This is a genomic window from Methylobacterium sp. Leaf125 (assembly GCF_001423085.1).
Lineage (GTDB): Bacteria > Pseudomonadota > Alphaproteobacteria > Rhizobiales > Beijerinckiaceae > Methylobacterium.
The window spans coordinates 1-15272 of record NZ_LMNU01000028.1 but is presented as its reverse complement, the minus strand read 5'-3'; the positions used below and the strand labels follow the sequence as shown (position 1 = coordinate 15272).

The window sequence follows — 15272 nt, the reverse complement described above, 5'->3', positions numbered from 1 at the left end:
TCTGCTTCATCTTCGCTCCTCAGGGGCTACGATGAACCAGCCATCCTCCGTTCGGGAAGACCCTCATTCTGTCCCACAGGTGCTGACGTCGGACAGTCATGCTCTACCGCTCCGGCGGCCGCCGCCTCGTCGGGCGGGACTGCGCCCACAAGCGCTACGGCGTCGTCTTCGACGAGCTCGTGAAGGACTTCGACGCCGCCCGGGACCGGCGCGACTACGTCGAGCGCCAGCGGACGGTCCTGTCGCAGCGGGCCGACCTCGTCGACCAGATCGCCGCCATGGGTCGCGACCCGGCGGTCAAGGCCTTCGCCGACATCCAGCGGCAACTCCGGGCCATGCTCGGCAAGACGGTCTGGGCCCGTCTCGAACGAGTGGCCAACGGCGACGGAATGCTCTCGACCGAGGAGCAACTGCGCGACTACGGCAGCGGGAACGAGCGGGTCCGGGGCGTGGTCGTCCAGGGCGACGCCCTGCATGGCGCCGAGCTCTTCCGGTCCGGTCCGTCGGTGTCCGACCAACTGATGGACATCGAGATCGACGTGGCGATGACGCTCGAAGCCCTGCGCCAGCCGGACGTCACGACCCGGGAGATCCGCATCGGCCTCGTGAAGCTGGGCGACCTGATGCGCCGGATCGAGGAGCAGCGGGTCCGCCTGCGGGCGGTCAACTCGTTCTTCGAGATCTACAACCTCGGCCACCTCGCCAAGTGGGCCCGCAAGGTCGACCAGCGGATCATCATCGGGACGGGGACCCTGCCCACCAGGTTGGTGGTCCAGCGGGGGAGCGAGGTCCTGGAAGGCTCCGCGCCCGAGCACTACCGCGTCCCGGGGCAGTCCCTGGTGGCGCTGATGCGGGACACGGTCACGTCCCAGAAGAAGGTGCGCCGGCGCGCGTAGGGCTCCGCAGCCTGAGGGAATCGCCCCAACTCAGGTGGTATCCCGGTGGTATCCCATGCTTGTGCATTCAGCCACGGATACCACCGCAGGGCGCCTAAGCGCCTGCGGCAAGAGCGATAATCAAGGGGAGAGAAGTGGAGCGGGTACCGGGAATCGAACCCGGGTATTCAGCTTGGAAGGCTGCTGCTCTACCATTGAGCTACACCCGCATCGCCGACCCTTCTAGCAGGCCACCGAAGCTTGAGACAGCCCGAAGAAGATCGGGATCTCAGTAGAGGTTTGGTGGGGGAAGTAGGACTCGAACCTACGAAGCTTACGCAGCGGATTTACAGTCCGCCCCCTTTGCCGCTCGGGACATTCCCCCAAACCGACCGCCTTTCGGCGGCGCGCCGTCCTTATGATGACCGTCCGGGCGGGAGTCAACCGCATCGCTCAATCGAAATACGCGAGATCGCAGATCCGCATTTGAGCCCGCTCGGCGCCGCGCCAGGTATCTACAGACAATGTGCCGGCAACGTGCACCTCTTTGCCGATGCTGGACAGGAGTGCCTGTCCAAGCGGGCCTTGTGTAGACCGGAATGCGATGGCGCCGATGGCTTGGCCATCCCTGCTACGCAGACGAACCCGAACGTGTCCTTGGCCTACGACGGCAGCGTCCACGATGCGGTGGCGTGGTAGGACGAAGGTCGGCTCCGGAGCCGCAGAGCCGAATGGACCGGCGCGGTGGATCGTGCGCACTAGTTCGGCGGTGACACCGCCCGCACTGATTGCACCATCCACCAGGAGCGCTTCGACAGCCCGTGCCTCAGCCACGGTCGTCGACAGAACAGATGCGAGGTGATCGCGAAAACCCGTGACGTCCGGTCCGGGCAGCGTCACGCCCGCCGCCATGGCGTGGCCCCCGCCCTTCAGAGCCAGCCCCGCCTCGACTGCCGTACGGACGGCATGCCCTAGATCCGCGCCCATGATCGAACGACCCGAGCCGGTCGCAGTGCCGTCCGGACGCAGGGCGAAGGCAAAGGCTGGGCGGCCGAAACGCTCCTTCAGGCGCGCGGCGATGAGCCCGACAACGCCGGGATGCCAGTCGGCGGACGCAGCGACCAGCACCGGACGTTCCGGATCGAAACTGAGCACGTGGTCCATCTCGGCCTCAGCGGCGGCGACCGCCTCCGCCTCAATCACCTGCCGTTCGCGATTGAGACGGTCCAGTTCCACCGCGATCCGTGAAGCCTCGGCCGGGTCAGCGGTCGTAAGAAGGGTTGCCCCAAGAGCCGCATCTCCAATCCGTCCCCCAGCATTGATCCGTGGGCCGACGAGGTAACCGAGGTGCCAAGCTTCCGGCGGCTCAGCTAAGGATGCCGCGTCCAGCAGCGCCGCGAGGCCTATGCGGCCGCGAGCGCGCATCACCTTCAGACCTTGAACAACAAGGGCGCGGTTTAGGCCGACCAGTGGAACAACATCCGCCACAGTTGCCAGGGCAACGAGGTCGAGGGACTGGGCGAGGTCGGGTAGCCGGTCGACAAACTCAATTTTTCCCCGAAGACGCCTGTTCAAGGCGACGAGCGTCAAAAAGACGACGCCCGCAGCGCAGAGGTGTCCGAGGCCGGAGAGATCGTCGAGGCGGTTCGGATTGACCAGAGCACGGCAGGGAGGCAGGTGCTCCGGGGCGCCATGGTGGTCGAGGACAATCACATCAAGGCCGAGTGCCGCGGCAGCCTCCAGAGGGGCGTGTCCGCTCGTGCCGCAATCGACGGTGACCAGCAGGGTAGCGCCAGCGCCTCGCAGGGCCTCGACGGCAGCAACGTTCGGGCCATAGCCCTCCGTGATTCGGTCGGGAATGTGAATGTGAACGGTTAGGCCGAAGCCACGCAGATAGCTCGCTAGAAGCGCGGCGCTCGCGGCTCCGTCGACATCGTAATCGCCGAAGATCGCTACCTGCTCGCTGGTCTGAACCGCACGGGCAAGCCGGTCGACGGCCGGCGCCATGTCGATCAGGCAATCGGGATCCGGCATAAGGTCGCGCAAGCGTGGCTTCAGGTAGGCGTCCACTTCGGCCGGGCGGATACTGCGCCCCGCCAGAACTCGGGCCAGCAGCTCGGGCAAGGCATACGCCTGCACCATCGTCGCCGCGTAGGCCTGCACGGTTGGATCCGCGCAGCGGTCGCGCCAGGGCCGGCCGAGAACCGAGAGGGAGACGTCGAGGAACGCGCGGGGCGCGTCGAGGGAAAAGGCAACTGACACGGGAGGATCATAGCGCCATGTCTGCCGCAGGACTGCATCCGAAACGACAACGGGGCCGGCGAACATGCGCCGACCCCACCAAGACCGCATCGCGGGTCGTCGCCCGCGGCGGCGTCAGAGGTTTTTAAGGATGCTGTCGACCACTTTCTTTGCGTCGCCGAACAGCATCATGGTGTTGTCGCGGAAGAACACCTCGTTCTCCACGCCTGCATAGCCGGAGCCCATGCCGCGCTTGATGAAGAGCACGGTCTTGGCCTTCTCCACGTCGAGGATGGGCATACCGTAGATCGGCGAGGTCTTGTCCGTCTTCGCTGCCGGATTCGTGACGTCGTTTGCGCCGATGACGAAGGCCACATCGGCCTGCGGGAACTCACCGTTGATGTCCTCAAGCTCGAAGACCTCGTCGTAAGGTACGTTCGCCTCGGCGAGCAGCACGTTCATGTGACCGGGCATGCGGCCAGCGACAGGGTGGATCGCGTACTTCACGTCCACACCCTCCTTCTTCAGCAGGTCGACCATCTCGCGAAGGCTATGCTGAGCCTGCGCTACCGCCATCCCGTAGCCCGGTACGATGATGACTCGCTCCGCGTTCTTCATGATGTAGGCCGCGTCGTCCGCCGAACCTTGCTTGACCGGACGGGTCTCTACTGCGCCGCCGCCCACAGCCGCGGCGTCACCGCCGAAGCCGCCGAGGATGACCGAGATGAACGACCGGTTCATCGCCTTGCACATGATGTAGGACAGAATCGCGCCGGACGAGCCCACAAGCGCACCCGTGATGATGAGCGCGAGGTTGCCCAGGGTGAAACCGATGCCGGCGGCTGCCCAGCCCGAGTAGGAGTTGAGCATCGAGACGACGACGGGCATGTCGGCGCCGCCAATCGGGATGATGAGGAGGCCGCCGAGCACGAAGGACAGGATGACGATCAACCAGAAGATCGCCTTGCTCTCGCTGCCGATGAAAATGGCGATCAGCACCACCAAGGCGATGCCGAGGCCAATGTTGATGAGGTGCCGCTGGGGCAGCATGATCGGCTTACCGGACATGCGCCCGTCGAGCTTCGCGAAGGCAATGACTGAGCCCGTGAAGGTAATCGCGCCGATGGCCACGCCGAGGGCCATTTCGAACAGCGACTCCTTATGGATGTGGCCGTTCTCAAGGATGCCTACGGCCTGCGGAGCGTACAGGGTCGCGGCCGCTCCCATCACGGCTGCAAGGCCGACGAGAGAGTGGAAGGCCGCAACCAGCTGCGGCATCGCCGTCATCGGCACGCGCTTGGCGATCACCGCGCCGGCACCCCCGCCGATCGCGAGGCCAAGGATCACGATGACCCAGGCGCCGAGCCCGGCCGGCGGATGGCCGACCAGGGTGGTGAGCATGGCCAGCCCCATGCCAATCATGCCGTACAGGTTGCCCTGTCGCGAGGTGGTGGGGTGGGAGAGCCCACGCAGCGCCATGATGAACAGGACGCCGGATACGATGTAGAGAAGGGATGAGACGTTCTGGGACATGTCTCAGGCCTTCTTCTTGTACATGCCGAGCATGCGCTGGGTGACGAGAAACCCGCCGAAGATGTTTACGCTGGCGAGGATGATACCGACGAAACCGAAGAAGCGGGCCCAGCCGGTGCCGTGCTCAACATAGGGAACACCCGCCGCCAGGAGCGCGCCGACGATGATCACCGATGAGATTGCGTTGGTGACGGACATCAGAGGGGTGTGGAGGGCCGGAGTCACCGACCAGACCACGTAGTAGCCGACGAAGATCGCCAGCACGAAGATCGCGAGCTGGAAGACCGTCGGGTCGACGGCGCCGTGGGTGACAGCGCTAAGGCCGTGACCGATACCATCGGCGTATTTCTGCGCCTGGAGCGCATGCTGCTGCGCGATATCGGCAGCGGTTCGGGCCGCGGCGGCGGCGGCGCGCGCCTGCTCGGCGGCTTGATCGGGGGGAAGCGTGGCCATCGTATCCTCCGGCGGGATCAAGATTTGGGCTGGAACGAGGGATGCGAGACCTGACCGTCGCGAGTCAGGTTGGTCGCCTTGACGAGTTCATCGTCCCACTTGACCGCCAATGTCTTGGCTTCCTTGTCGATCAGCGTCTCGACGAAAGCGTAGAGGTTGCGGGCGTAGAGGCTGGAGGCGGTAGCTGCGAGGCGACCAGGCACATTGAGGTGACCGACGATCTTCACGCCCTTTTCAGTCGTAACGACCTCTCCGCTCTTGGCACCCTCGACGTTCCCACCGCGCTCGATGGCAAGATCGACGAGAACCGAGCCCGGCTTCATCGATGCGACCATTGCCTCGGACACGAGCTGCGGAGCCGGCCGCCCAGGGATCAGCGCCGTCGTGATGACGATGTCCTGCTTGGCGATATGGGTGGTGACGAGGTCAGCCTGCTTCTTCTTGTACTCGGCCGACATCTCCTTGGCGTAGCCGCCGGAGGTTTCCGCCTGCTTGAATTCTTCGTCCTCGACAGCAACGAACTTCGCGCCGAGGGATTCGACCTGTTCCTTGGTTGCCGGGCGCACGTCCGTAGCGGTGACGACCGCACCCATGCGGCGTGCCGTTGCGATCGCCTGAAGGCCAGCGACGCCGACGCCCATGACGAAGACGCGCGCCGCTGGAACAGTGCCGGCAGCGGTCATCATCATCGGCATGGCACGGCCGTACTCGGCAGCCCCGTCGATGACAGCACGGTAGCCGGCAAGGTTTGCTTGCGACGACAGCACGTCCATCACCTGAGCACGCGTGATGCGGGGCATCAGCTCCATCGCGAAGGTGTCGACACCGGCTTCCGCCATGGCCCCAAGCTCCGCCTCATGGCCGTATGGATCCATGATTGCAACGACGCTCGCGCCGCGCTTCAGGAGGCCGATTTCTTCGGGGGACGGACGCCGAACCTTCAGAACGAGATCGGCCGAGCTGACCGCATCAGCGGCTGAGGCGACGATCGAAGCGCCGGCGGCTTCGTACTCGACGTCCAGCACGCCAGCCTTGAGGCCCGCTCCAGACTGCACGGTCACGTCGGCTCCGAGGCCGATGAACTTCTTGACCGTCTCTGGCACCGCCGCGACCCGCGGCTCCGCGGGATCGGTTTCCGATAATACAGCGATGCGCATGCAGGAATGCTCCTTAAAGGACGGCCCGAAGGCGACCCGCAAATCAGTCAAGTTATGGATGGAAAGGGATCAGGCGAAAGCGAGGTACAGCGCCAGCAGGATGCCAACTGCCAGGGGGGCCTTCCAGCCGATCGCGGGAGCGAGAGCACCGACGGCACCTGCGACACCAGATAGGATCACACCGAAGATTGCGGTCAGCCAGGCCTCGCGAATACCGCCGACAGCCAGCGCCAGGACCCAGCATAGGACGACACCAGTGCCGATCTCTACGAATCGAACGAAGCCGCGATAGGTCTGCTCGTGAGTCTTCTCGTCCATCGCCGGGCTGTAATGCGCACCGGACACGGTCTTGGTATCGGCCATCTTGTGAGCGTCCCCTTGGGCATCATCTTGATTTGTTCCAAGGGGATTTAGCGCAAGCCAAGGTCGGTCGCAATCGACATGCGCACCGACCAATCACCTCGAACGCCTTTTTATGGCCACGCTTTCAAGCCGGCAACGCAAGTCCTGCCGTTGTAAGCGCCTCGCCCTGGCGCGCTTCCAGTTCGGCAAGGGAGAACCGGTCGATCTCGGCTTCGAACAACCGGTGATAGTTCAGCTCTGAACGGAGATGCAGAAAGACGGCGCCGAGGCCGACAGCCGCGCGGTCCATGAAAACGAACTCCTGTGGGATCGTGACAGGGCCACGCGCCTTGAGGGCTTGATGGACCTCGAAGGCCTGCCGACGCCCATACTCGCCTGGCTTGACCCCGTCGGCCACGGTTCGTGTACGATCCTCCAAGATCGGTCCATATATAAAGCGCGCCCAGATATTCAGGATTTCGACAAGTTCCTTATTGAGGTTCTTGAATCCCCAGGTCTCGTACGCATGAACGATACGGGCATTGTCGTTGGTCAGCAGACCCCGATAGAGGTCGACCACCCCACCGACGAAGCGCGGATGAAAGATCCGGACACAGCCGTAGTCGAGAAGGTTGATCCCCTTCGCCTCGCCGCCCTCCGAGAAGACCGTGTAGTTGCCGAGGTGGGGGTCCCCGTGAATGACGGCGGCACGGCTGAAGGGATGCCACCAGGCCTTGAACATCGAACGGGCCAGCCGATTTCGGACGTCCACCGGAGCCTCGGCAAAATCGAGAATCCGCTGACCATCGAGCCAGCCAAGCGTCAAAAGGCGCTTTGTCGAGAGATCCTTGTGGATGGCGGGTACGCGGACCGCATCGACGTTGCGAAGAACGTTGCCGTAGAGCACGGCATGTTTCGCTTCTCGCTCGTAATCGAGTTCTTCGCGGACACGGGCGCCGATTTCCTTCGCAATCTCCCGGGTATCGAGCCACGATGACATGCGGCGATGCAGAGCGAATGCGACTTCGAGCTGTTTGAGGTCGGCCTCCACGGCCGATTGCATATCCGGATATTGAAGCTTGCAGGCGAGCAGTGTGCCGTCGAGCGCCGTTGCGCGGTGAACTTGGCCGAGGGAAGCCGCTGCGGCCGGCTTCAGATCAAAAGTCCGGAACCGGGTCTGCCAACCCGCTCCAAGCTCGGCCATCATGCGGCGCTTAACGAACGCTGCGCCCATTGGAGGCGCATCGGCTTGAAGCTTCTGGAGTTCGGTGGCGTACTCGGGCGGCAACAAATCTGGAACCGTCGCAAGCAGCTGCGCCACTTTCATGATCGGCCCCTTCAGGCCACCAAGAGCTTGAGCCAAGGCTGCCGCATTGGATGGAGCCTCCTTTCCGCCGAACAACTTTGCGCCGGCCATGCGGGCCGCCACCCCGCCGACATTGGCGCCGACCCGCGCATAGCGACTGGCGCGGGCGGAGAAGCGGTTGGCTTCACGATCGGTGTCGGCCATCGGGATCAATCAACTCGTCGGGAAATCCTGGTTTTGAGATAAGCGCATTGGCGCATCCTGCCAGGGCAGCGGGCTCAACGGTCGCGGCTCTGCACACTCGTCACCAGCGGATCACGGCGCCTTCCATAGAGCGTTCGGTTTTCGTCACTCGCACCAGAAGCAAACACCCGGATCGCCACCATACGTTCACCTTGCCCCATGAAAGGAGCCCCTTGAGACGCATGCGGACTGAGTGTCACAGTGGTTCGTGGGTGGCGCCAAAAATCTGACAGGGAACCGCCTCCCGTTGTTTAAAGTAACCAACGGGAGACATTCATCGCCAGGGTCTCACATGACCGCCTGCTTACGCACCCTCCATCGCTTCCAGTTCAGCGATCATACCTTCGATCATCGAGAGCCCGATTTGCCAGAAGCCCGGGTCGCGGGCGTCGAGGCCGAATGGGGCAAGAAGTTCGCCGTAGGGCTTCGCGCCGCCGGCTGACAGAAGTGCGAAGTAACGCTCCACAAAGCCATCCTCAGCCTGCGCGTAGACGCCATAGAGTGAGTTCACGAGGCAGTCGCCGAAGGCATAGGCATAGACGTAGAACGGTGAATGGATGAAGTGCGGGATGTAGGCCCAGAAGGGCTCGTAGCCCGCATCGAGTGCTATCGCCGGACCGAGGCTCTCCGCCTGTACCGATATCCACAGTCCGTTGAGCTGCTCGGCGGTGAGCTCGCCCTGTGTCCGGGCGAGGTGGACCTTGCGCTCGAAGACGTAGAACGCGATCTGGCGGACGACTGTGTTGATCATGTCTTCCACCTTCGCCGCCAGCATGGCGCGGCGCTGGCTCTTGTTCGCGGTGCCGGCCAGGAGGCGACGGAAGGTCAGCATCTCACCGAAGACGCTGGCAGTCTCCGCCAGGGTGAGAGGTGTCGGTGCCATGAGAGCGCCGTTCGGGCCGGCGAGAACCTGATGCACGCCGTGGCCGAGCTCATGCGCAAGGGTCATTACGTCCCGCGGCTTCCCCTGATAGTTCACAAGGACGTAGGGATGGGCCGATGGTACCGTCGGGTGCGCGAAGGCGCCAGGCGCCTTGCCGGGGCGAGTCGGTGCGTCGATCCAATTGCGGTCGAAGAACGTCTGGGCAATGTCGGCCATCTGCGGCGAGAATGCCCGGTAAGCGTCCAGGACGGTGTCGCGCGCCTCGCTCCAGGGAATGGTACGCTGATCGACCTTGGGAAGCGGAGCGTTTCGGTCCCAATAGGGTAGAGCCTCAACGCCGAACCACTTGGCCTTCAGGCGATAGTAGCGGTGCGACAACCGTGGATAGGCCGCTTGAACGGCTTCAACCATCGCGGCGACCACCTCGGGCTCGACGCGATTCGAGAGGTGACGCGCGTCTGCCACGTCCTTGAAGCCACGCCAGCGGTCCGAGATCTCCTTGTCCTTCGCAAGCGTGTTGGTGATCAGCGTAAAGGTGCGAAGGTTTGCGCGAAAAACTTCGCTAAGAGCGCCCGCAGCTTCCTGCCGAACGGAGCCATCAGGGTCCTGGAGTTTGTTGAGAGTCGGCTCCAAGGTGAGGTGTTCGCCTTGCACGGGGAAACGGAGCGCTGCGATTGTGCCGTCAAACAGTCGGTTCCAGGCCGAGCGCCCGGTCACGGACTTCTCCAGGAAGAGCTTCTCGGTGCGATCATCAAGCTGGAATGGCTTCTCGCGCCGTAGATCTTCGAGCCAGGGTGCGTAATGGGCGAGGGGCCCATCTGCCATGGCAAGATCCATGGTCTCGTCGGGAATGCGGTTTAGCTCGAGGGCGAAGAACAGCAGATGGCTGGAGGCCGTGGTAAGGCGCTCCTGTGTGTCGCCGTAGAATTTCTCCCTGAGTTCATCCGTGGTGTCGCCGGAATACACCAAGCCCGCGAACGACATCAGGCGTCCGAGCAGATCCTCGATCCCTTCGTATGTGGCGACCGCCTCAGCCAGCTGGGACGAGGCATCCGGCGCGGCGGCCATCTCTGCGAGGTGTCCAGCGTACTGCTCGGAGAATCGCGCGCAGTCTGCCTCAGCGCGGATCAAATCGGCCGAGAAATCGGCCGAATCGATCCCTGCATACAGGTCGGTGAGGTCCCATTCCGGCAGCGCCCCTAGATCGGCCGCATGTGCCGTAGCTCTGGCCGCATTGGACCCTTCCGCATTCGTGACGATGCCCGAACGACTGGCAGTGGCGACGGTTCGGCTCGGCATGACGATCTGCTTCCTTTCGGCCCGGTGAGTGCCGTGCGCGGTGATATCGAGTGCAGGGGCCCTCCGATCAATCCGATTCCGTCATAATCCTGAAGGCCGAGACGGTTTGTCAGGAGGCGCACGGAGCGGGGCGTCCGCACTGACAGCTCCCATGTCCGGAAAAGTCGGATCGTCGTTAAGCACGGCTTTACGCTCTTGGGGCACCCTGCGGTTCGAAACGAAACACGCCGGCGATGATGGCGCCCGGACGACCCCCGTGTCGTCGGATGCCGTCCGCTTGCGAACAGCGAGGCTGCCCCATGTCGACAACGGTTCTGATCGTCGACGATGACCCCGTGCAGCGCCGCCTCGCCGAAACGATGGTTCGGCGCCTCGGCTTCGAGACACGAGTGGCCGAGAGCGGCGAGCAGGGGCTCGAAGTCTTGCGCGCCGGTGATGCGATCGACGTGCTACTCCTCGACCTTGTCATGCCCGGCGGCCTTGATGGTCTAGGGGTTATGTCCGAGATGCGCAGGACCGGCCTTGACGTGCCGGTGATTGTTCAGACCTCAAACGGCTCGATCGACGCCGTGGTCACGGCGATGCGTGCCGGCGCCACCGATTTCGTCGTCAAGCCAGCCGGTGCCGAGCGTCTGCAGGTCTCGATCAAGAACGCTCTCAAGGTAGATCAGCTTGAAGAAGAGGTCCGCCGCATGCGCCGGCGCGCCTCGGGCGCCCTGACCTTCAAGGATCTGACATCGCGAAGCCCAGATATGGAGCGGGTGATCCGTCTCGCCGAACGCTCGGCCAAGTCCAACATTCCGGTGCTTATCGAGGGGGAGTCAGGCGTCGGCAAGGAGGTGTTGGCGAGGGCAATACAGGGGTCTGGCGATCGACGCGGCAAGGCATTCGTCACCGTCAACTGTGGGGCAATCCCCGACAACCTCGTCGAGTCAACGCTTTTCGGACACGAGAAGGGCGCCTTCACGGGCGCTACCGAGCGGCACGTCGGCAAGTTCGTCGAAGCGTCGGGTGGAACGCTTTTCCTCGACGAGATCGGTGAGCTACCTCTCGACGCGCAGGTGAAGCTCTTGCGCGCCCTGCAGGAAGGCGAAGTCGACCCTGTCGGCGGCAAGCGCAGTGTGCGGGTGGACATTCGTTTGATCTCGGCGACGAATCGTTCGCTCCTCGACCTCGTGAAGCAGGGCCACTTCCGCGAGGACCTGTATTATCGTTTGAACGTCTTCCCGATGACCCTGCCACCGCTGCGGGCCCGCCGGGAGGATATACCGGATCTGGTGCGCTCCTTCTGCGCGCGCTTCGCGGCCGAGGAAGGCAAGAAGGTGAGGGCCATCACACCCGAGGCCATGGCGCTTCTGACACGGTACGGCTGGCCGGGTAATGTCCGCCAACTCGAAAACGCTTTATTTCGTGCGATCGTGCTCGCAGATGGCGACGAACTGACCGTCTCCGAGTTTCCCCAAATCGCCGCTCAGGTGGAAGGGTTCGACGTTCGTATTCCCGCCGCACCGATTCAGCCAATTGTACAAGGCGGCGCGCCGGAGCCGGTGCGGGAAATCGTCCGAGTGGAAGTGCGCGATCCGCATGCCATGAGTCTGGTCGCGGAAGAGACGGGCGAAATGAAAACGATGGACGGTTTGGAGGCGGAGATCATTCGCTTCGCCCTCCAGTTCTATCGCGGCCGAATGTCCGAGGTTTCACGCCGTCTTGGAATAGGCCGATCTACCCTTTACCGGAAGCTTAAGGACCTGGGTCTCGCAGAAGAGGACAAGGTTGACGAGGCTGCCGCCTGAAAGCTCTCGTCGGCGACCGTGCGATTGCGCACGCGCCTGCTGGGTCCGATTATCCTAATGCCATCGGCCAGTACGGTCGGTCTCGAGGAGTTGCCACCATGGGCGTTTCGCGCTCCGCCTCCGTCGCGCTGTCCACACTCTTGGCAGGATTCGTCGGCTATGAGGCCCAGGCCCAAGGCTTAGACGTGCGCCCGCCGGAGAACCGGGCGATCTACGCACAGAGCCCCCAGGTTCAACCGGCACCGCCGGCTTCAGATGCAGCTCCCACAATCCCTGTCGCACGGAACGCCTCGGTCGATGCGGGGGCGCACGAGCCGTCTAAGCCGGACCCCTCCGCCGCGGGCGCCGGTCCGAGCGCGACTGCGACGGGACCGGATGCGAACCCATCTTCATCGGGACCACCTTCCGCGAGCGAAGCTGCGGCACCGTCGCCCCTGCCAACCGATCCGCAAGCTGCTGCCATCGCCACCCGGCTTGCCGATCCAAAACCGCTTCTCGCCCGGCTCTCAACGAAAGATCGCGAGGCCATCCAAGCATTCTACGCGCTGGGCGCCTTTAAGCCGGTCTGGATCCTCGATGGATCGCTGACGCCCGCGGCGAAATCGGTGGCTGTCCGGTTGGCCGCCGCCGGTGAGGACGGCCTCACGGCTTCGGCATATCCCGCGCCGGTTCTCGGAACTTCAGGAACTACCGAAGCGCAGATCGCGGACGCGGACTTGAAGCTCTCAGCCGCGGTGGTCCTCTATGCACGGGATGCGCGCGGTGGGCGCATCCATCTGGCCAATCTGTCGCGTCTGATCACGCCGGTTCTCGACTTGCCAGCACCGGATGCCGTCCTTGCCCGGATCGCTTCCGGCGGCTCGTCGGCGGGATCACTGCTACAAGGCTATAATCCAGCTCAGACGGGTTACCTCGCTCTCAAGGCGCGCCTCGCGATGCTGCGCGGACAGAGTCAGACTGCATCTGCGTCCAGCGTACACCTTTCGCAGGGGCCAGTGCTTAAGCTCGGCATGAGCGACCCGCGCGTTCCGGCCCTACGGAGCCGGTTCGGCCTAGAAACCCGGACAGCCGGCACTCTCGATGCCGGACCGGGAAATTCGGAGTCCTACGATGCGGGCGTGGTTGCAGCTGTGGCTGCGTTCCAGCGCGCGCGAGGTCTGCCCTCGAACGGCGCATTGACTGCCCAAACCGTATCCGCTCTATCCCGGCCCGACCCCGCGGGCCGTACCGACGAAGCAGAGGCTGCGCTTATCGTGAACATGGAGCGCTGGCGCTGGTTGCCGTCCGATCTCGGCCGCGACTACGTCATGGTCAACATCCCTGAGTTTCGCTTGCGGGTGGTCCGCGACGGGCGCCAGCGCGATGAGGCACGCGTGATCGTCGGTAAAACCGAATCGCCGACGCCTATCTTTTCGGGGCTCATGGAGTACGCGGTCGTCAATCCGTCTTGGAACGTTCCGCCTTCGATCCTGAAGAACGAGTTCTTGCCAGGTCTCGCCCGCGACCCGAATTACGCGGCCCGTCGGGGCTATGAAGTAGTCTACCGCAATGGCAATGTTTCGGTGCGTCAGCCGCCGGGGGAGCGCAACGCCCTCGGCTTTATCAAGTTTATGTTCCCGAACAATCACGCGGTCTACCTCCACGATACACCGAACCGAACTTTGTTCTCGTCCACTCACCGCGCCCTTAGCCACGGCTGCGTGCGCGTCGAGGACCCGTTCCGGTTTGCTGACGCGGTATTGCCGGAAGCGTGGTCGAGCGATCGCTTGAAGAAGCTAATTGGAAAGGGCGAGCGCCAGATCCGCTTGAGTGAAAAGCTGCCGGTTCACCTCGCGTACTTTACGACGTCGGTGGACGAGGCCGGTACGACGCGGACCCTGCCCGACCTGTACGGTTACGACATACGTATGAAGATCGCCCTCGGACTGAGCCCCGGGAGTCTGTTGGTTGCGCGGGGATCAGACGGCAAATCCGCGGAGGCCCGGCGTTCTCTACAGAGGAAGCCGACAACGGTCACAGCGCGGACCGGACCGGCGCTGACGGCCGCTCCAAAGCCAATGGCTGACGCGCGCCGGGCACGTATTCGAGAAGTCAATTCCGATGGCCCTGTTTCACGCGCCATGGCGGAACGTCCTCCGGCCGGTAACGGCGAGCCTGACCTCTGGACTCCGCGGCCCGGCCGGCCCCTGAACGGTTGGTGGTAGCACCCAACGTTTAGGCATTTGGCGACACTGCCTGCTTGATCACCGGCGCCGGCGTATCTCCAGCAAGTTTCTGAGATAGAAGCATGAGCCGCAGCGGAGAGATATACCTCCGACCCTAACATTGCATCGGCCGAGCGCGGGTCTGAGTGTCCGAACCATCGGCTTGTCGCAGCCTCTTTGAGGCCGACATGCGGGCAAACGCATTCGGAGGACACACCTGATCCACTGCGTCCGCTCCGAATGTGCGATTTCCTTTCGGAACGAGATGCATAGAGCAGCGAATCTTCGAATACAAACACAGGGCGTAACGCTGCGCCAATACTTTGGATCCATCGCCCCGACGTTGTGTCCACTCCGCGCCGGGGAATGATGAGCAACAGGCGCTAGTACTACCAGGACTGCCGGTCCGAAATCGAGGCGATTTGCGTTTGGCAAGTGTCAATCTGAAATGGCTCATTTTCCGAGAATTGATGGCAAATAACGTCCTTGCAGAAGGTCACGGTGAGCATCGCTCTTAGAACTGCCGACGTCGATAGTAAAAAACTGAGGCCTTTGTCGAACTATTGACTTCGGGATGTACGTGCCGCGCACAACGAAGGGCTGGTCAGCATCGGCTCGATCACAAATCACAACTCCTGCTAGTATTGACGTAGTAGATAGAAATATATTGCAATTTTCTACAGGAGAATTTGCTAAAATCCTATTTTAATGCACGTTTGTGCCTCTTGTTTGTCATAATCCATAGATATGATGCATGGAGTATTAGCTACCGTTCTCACAATTGATGCACGGTATCTCTGTACCTTACTCCGACCTGCGCCGAACCTGTCCCGTTTCGTTCCAAGGCCACGGGCTTATGGGAATCAATGTCTGCTTATCCTGAGGGCACTGTCACGATGGACACCACTTCTGCTCGGAAGGGCCTTCCCGTGAGCGCCACCTC

At 63.0% G+C, this 15272-nt stretch carries 10 protein-coding genes and 2 tRNA genes; 3 read left to right on the top strand and 9 right to left on the bottom strand.

Annotated elements, in window-relative coordinates; all coding sequences use genetic code 11:
- The first annotated feature begins 98 nt into the window (after positions 1-98).
- Positions 99-896, top strand: coding sequence for a hypothetical protein (locus ASF58_RS18130; RefSeq protein WP_055955646.1), 798 nt, complete (start codon positions 99-101; stop codon positions 894-896).
- A gap of 135 nt (positions 897-1031) precedes the next feature.
- Here the strand turns inward: ASF58_RS18130 and ASF58_RS18125 are convergent.
- The 9 genes from ASF58_RS18125 to ASF58_RS18085 form a co-directional block, all read right to left on the bottom strand.
- Positions 1032-1105: transfer RNA gene (locus ASF58_RS18125), tRNA-Gly, on the bottom strand.
- 71 nt (positions 1106-1176) lie between these two features.
- Positions 1177-1260, bottom strand: a tRNA-Tyr gene (locus ASF58_RS18120).
- Positions 1261-1328: 68 nt separating this feature from the next.
- Positions 1329-3017: a single-stranded-DNA-specific exonuclease RecJ gene (recJ, locus tag ASF58_RS18115; RefSeq protein ID WP_244477386.1), complete on the bottom strand. Its 1689-nt coding sequence runs from the start codon at positions 3015-3017 to the stop codon at positions 1329-1331.
- Positions 3018-3251: 234 nt separating this feature from the next.
- Positions 3252-4649 (bottom strand): NAD(P)(+) transhydrogenase (Re/Si-specific) subunit beta, encoded by a 1398-nt coding sequence (locus ASF58_RS18110; RefSeq protein WP_055955639.1) that lies wholly within the window; start codon positions 4647-4649, stop codon positions 3252-3254.
- 3 nt (positions 4650-4652) lie between these two features.
- On the bottom strand, positions 4653-5102 hold the full coding sequence (locus ASF58_RS18105) for a proton-translocating transhydrogenase family protein (protein WP_055955636.1): 450 nt from the start codon (positions 5100-5102) through the stop codon (positions 4653-4655).
- Between the two features lie 17 nt (positions 5103-5119).
- Entirely contained in the window at positions 5120-6259 is a 1140-nt protein-coding gene (locus tag ASF58_RS18100) for a Re/Si-specific NAD(P)(+) transhydrogenase subunit alpha (protein WP_055955632.1), read from the bottom strand.
- A gap of 69 nt (positions 6260-6328) precedes the next feature.
- Positions 6329-6622 (bottom strand): aa3-type cytochrome c oxidase subunit IV, encoded by a 294-nt coding sequence (locus ASF58_RS18095; RefSeq protein WP_055955629.1) that lies wholly within the window; start codon positions 6620-6622, stop codon positions 6329-6331.
- Positions 6623-6746: 124 nt separating this feature from the next.
- A complete protein-coding gene (locus ASF58_RS18090) occupies positions 6747-8111 on the bottom strand; it encodes an AarF/ABC1/UbiB kinase family protein (protein ID WP_055955626.1) in 1365 nt (454 codons plus the stop codon).
- 343 nt (positions 8112-8454) lie between these two features.
- The gene (locus ASF58_RS18085; RefSeq protein ID WP_055955622.1) at positions 8455-10332 is read right to left on the bottom strand and encodes a M3 family oligoendopeptidase; all 1878 of its coding nucleotides are present in this window, start codon (positions 10330-10332) and stop codon (positions 8455-8457) included.
- 299 nt (positions 10333-10631) lie between these two features.
- Here ASF58_RS18085 and ASF58_RS18080 point away from each other — a divergent pair, with 299 nt between their 5' ends.
- Positions 10632-12125, top strand: a complete 1494-nt coding sequence (locus tag ASF58_RS18080; RefSeq protein WP_055955619.1) for a sigma-54 dependent transcriptional regulator — start codon at positions 10632-10634, stop codon at positions 12123-12125.
- A 98-nt stretch (positions 12126-12223) separates the two neighbouring features.
- A complete protein-coding gene (locus ASF58_RS18075) occupies positions 12224-14329 on the top strand; it encodes a L,D-transpeptidase family protein (protein WP_082513162.1) in 2106 nt (701 codons plus the stop codon).
- The last annotated feature ends 943 nt before the right edge of the window (positions 14330-15272 follow it).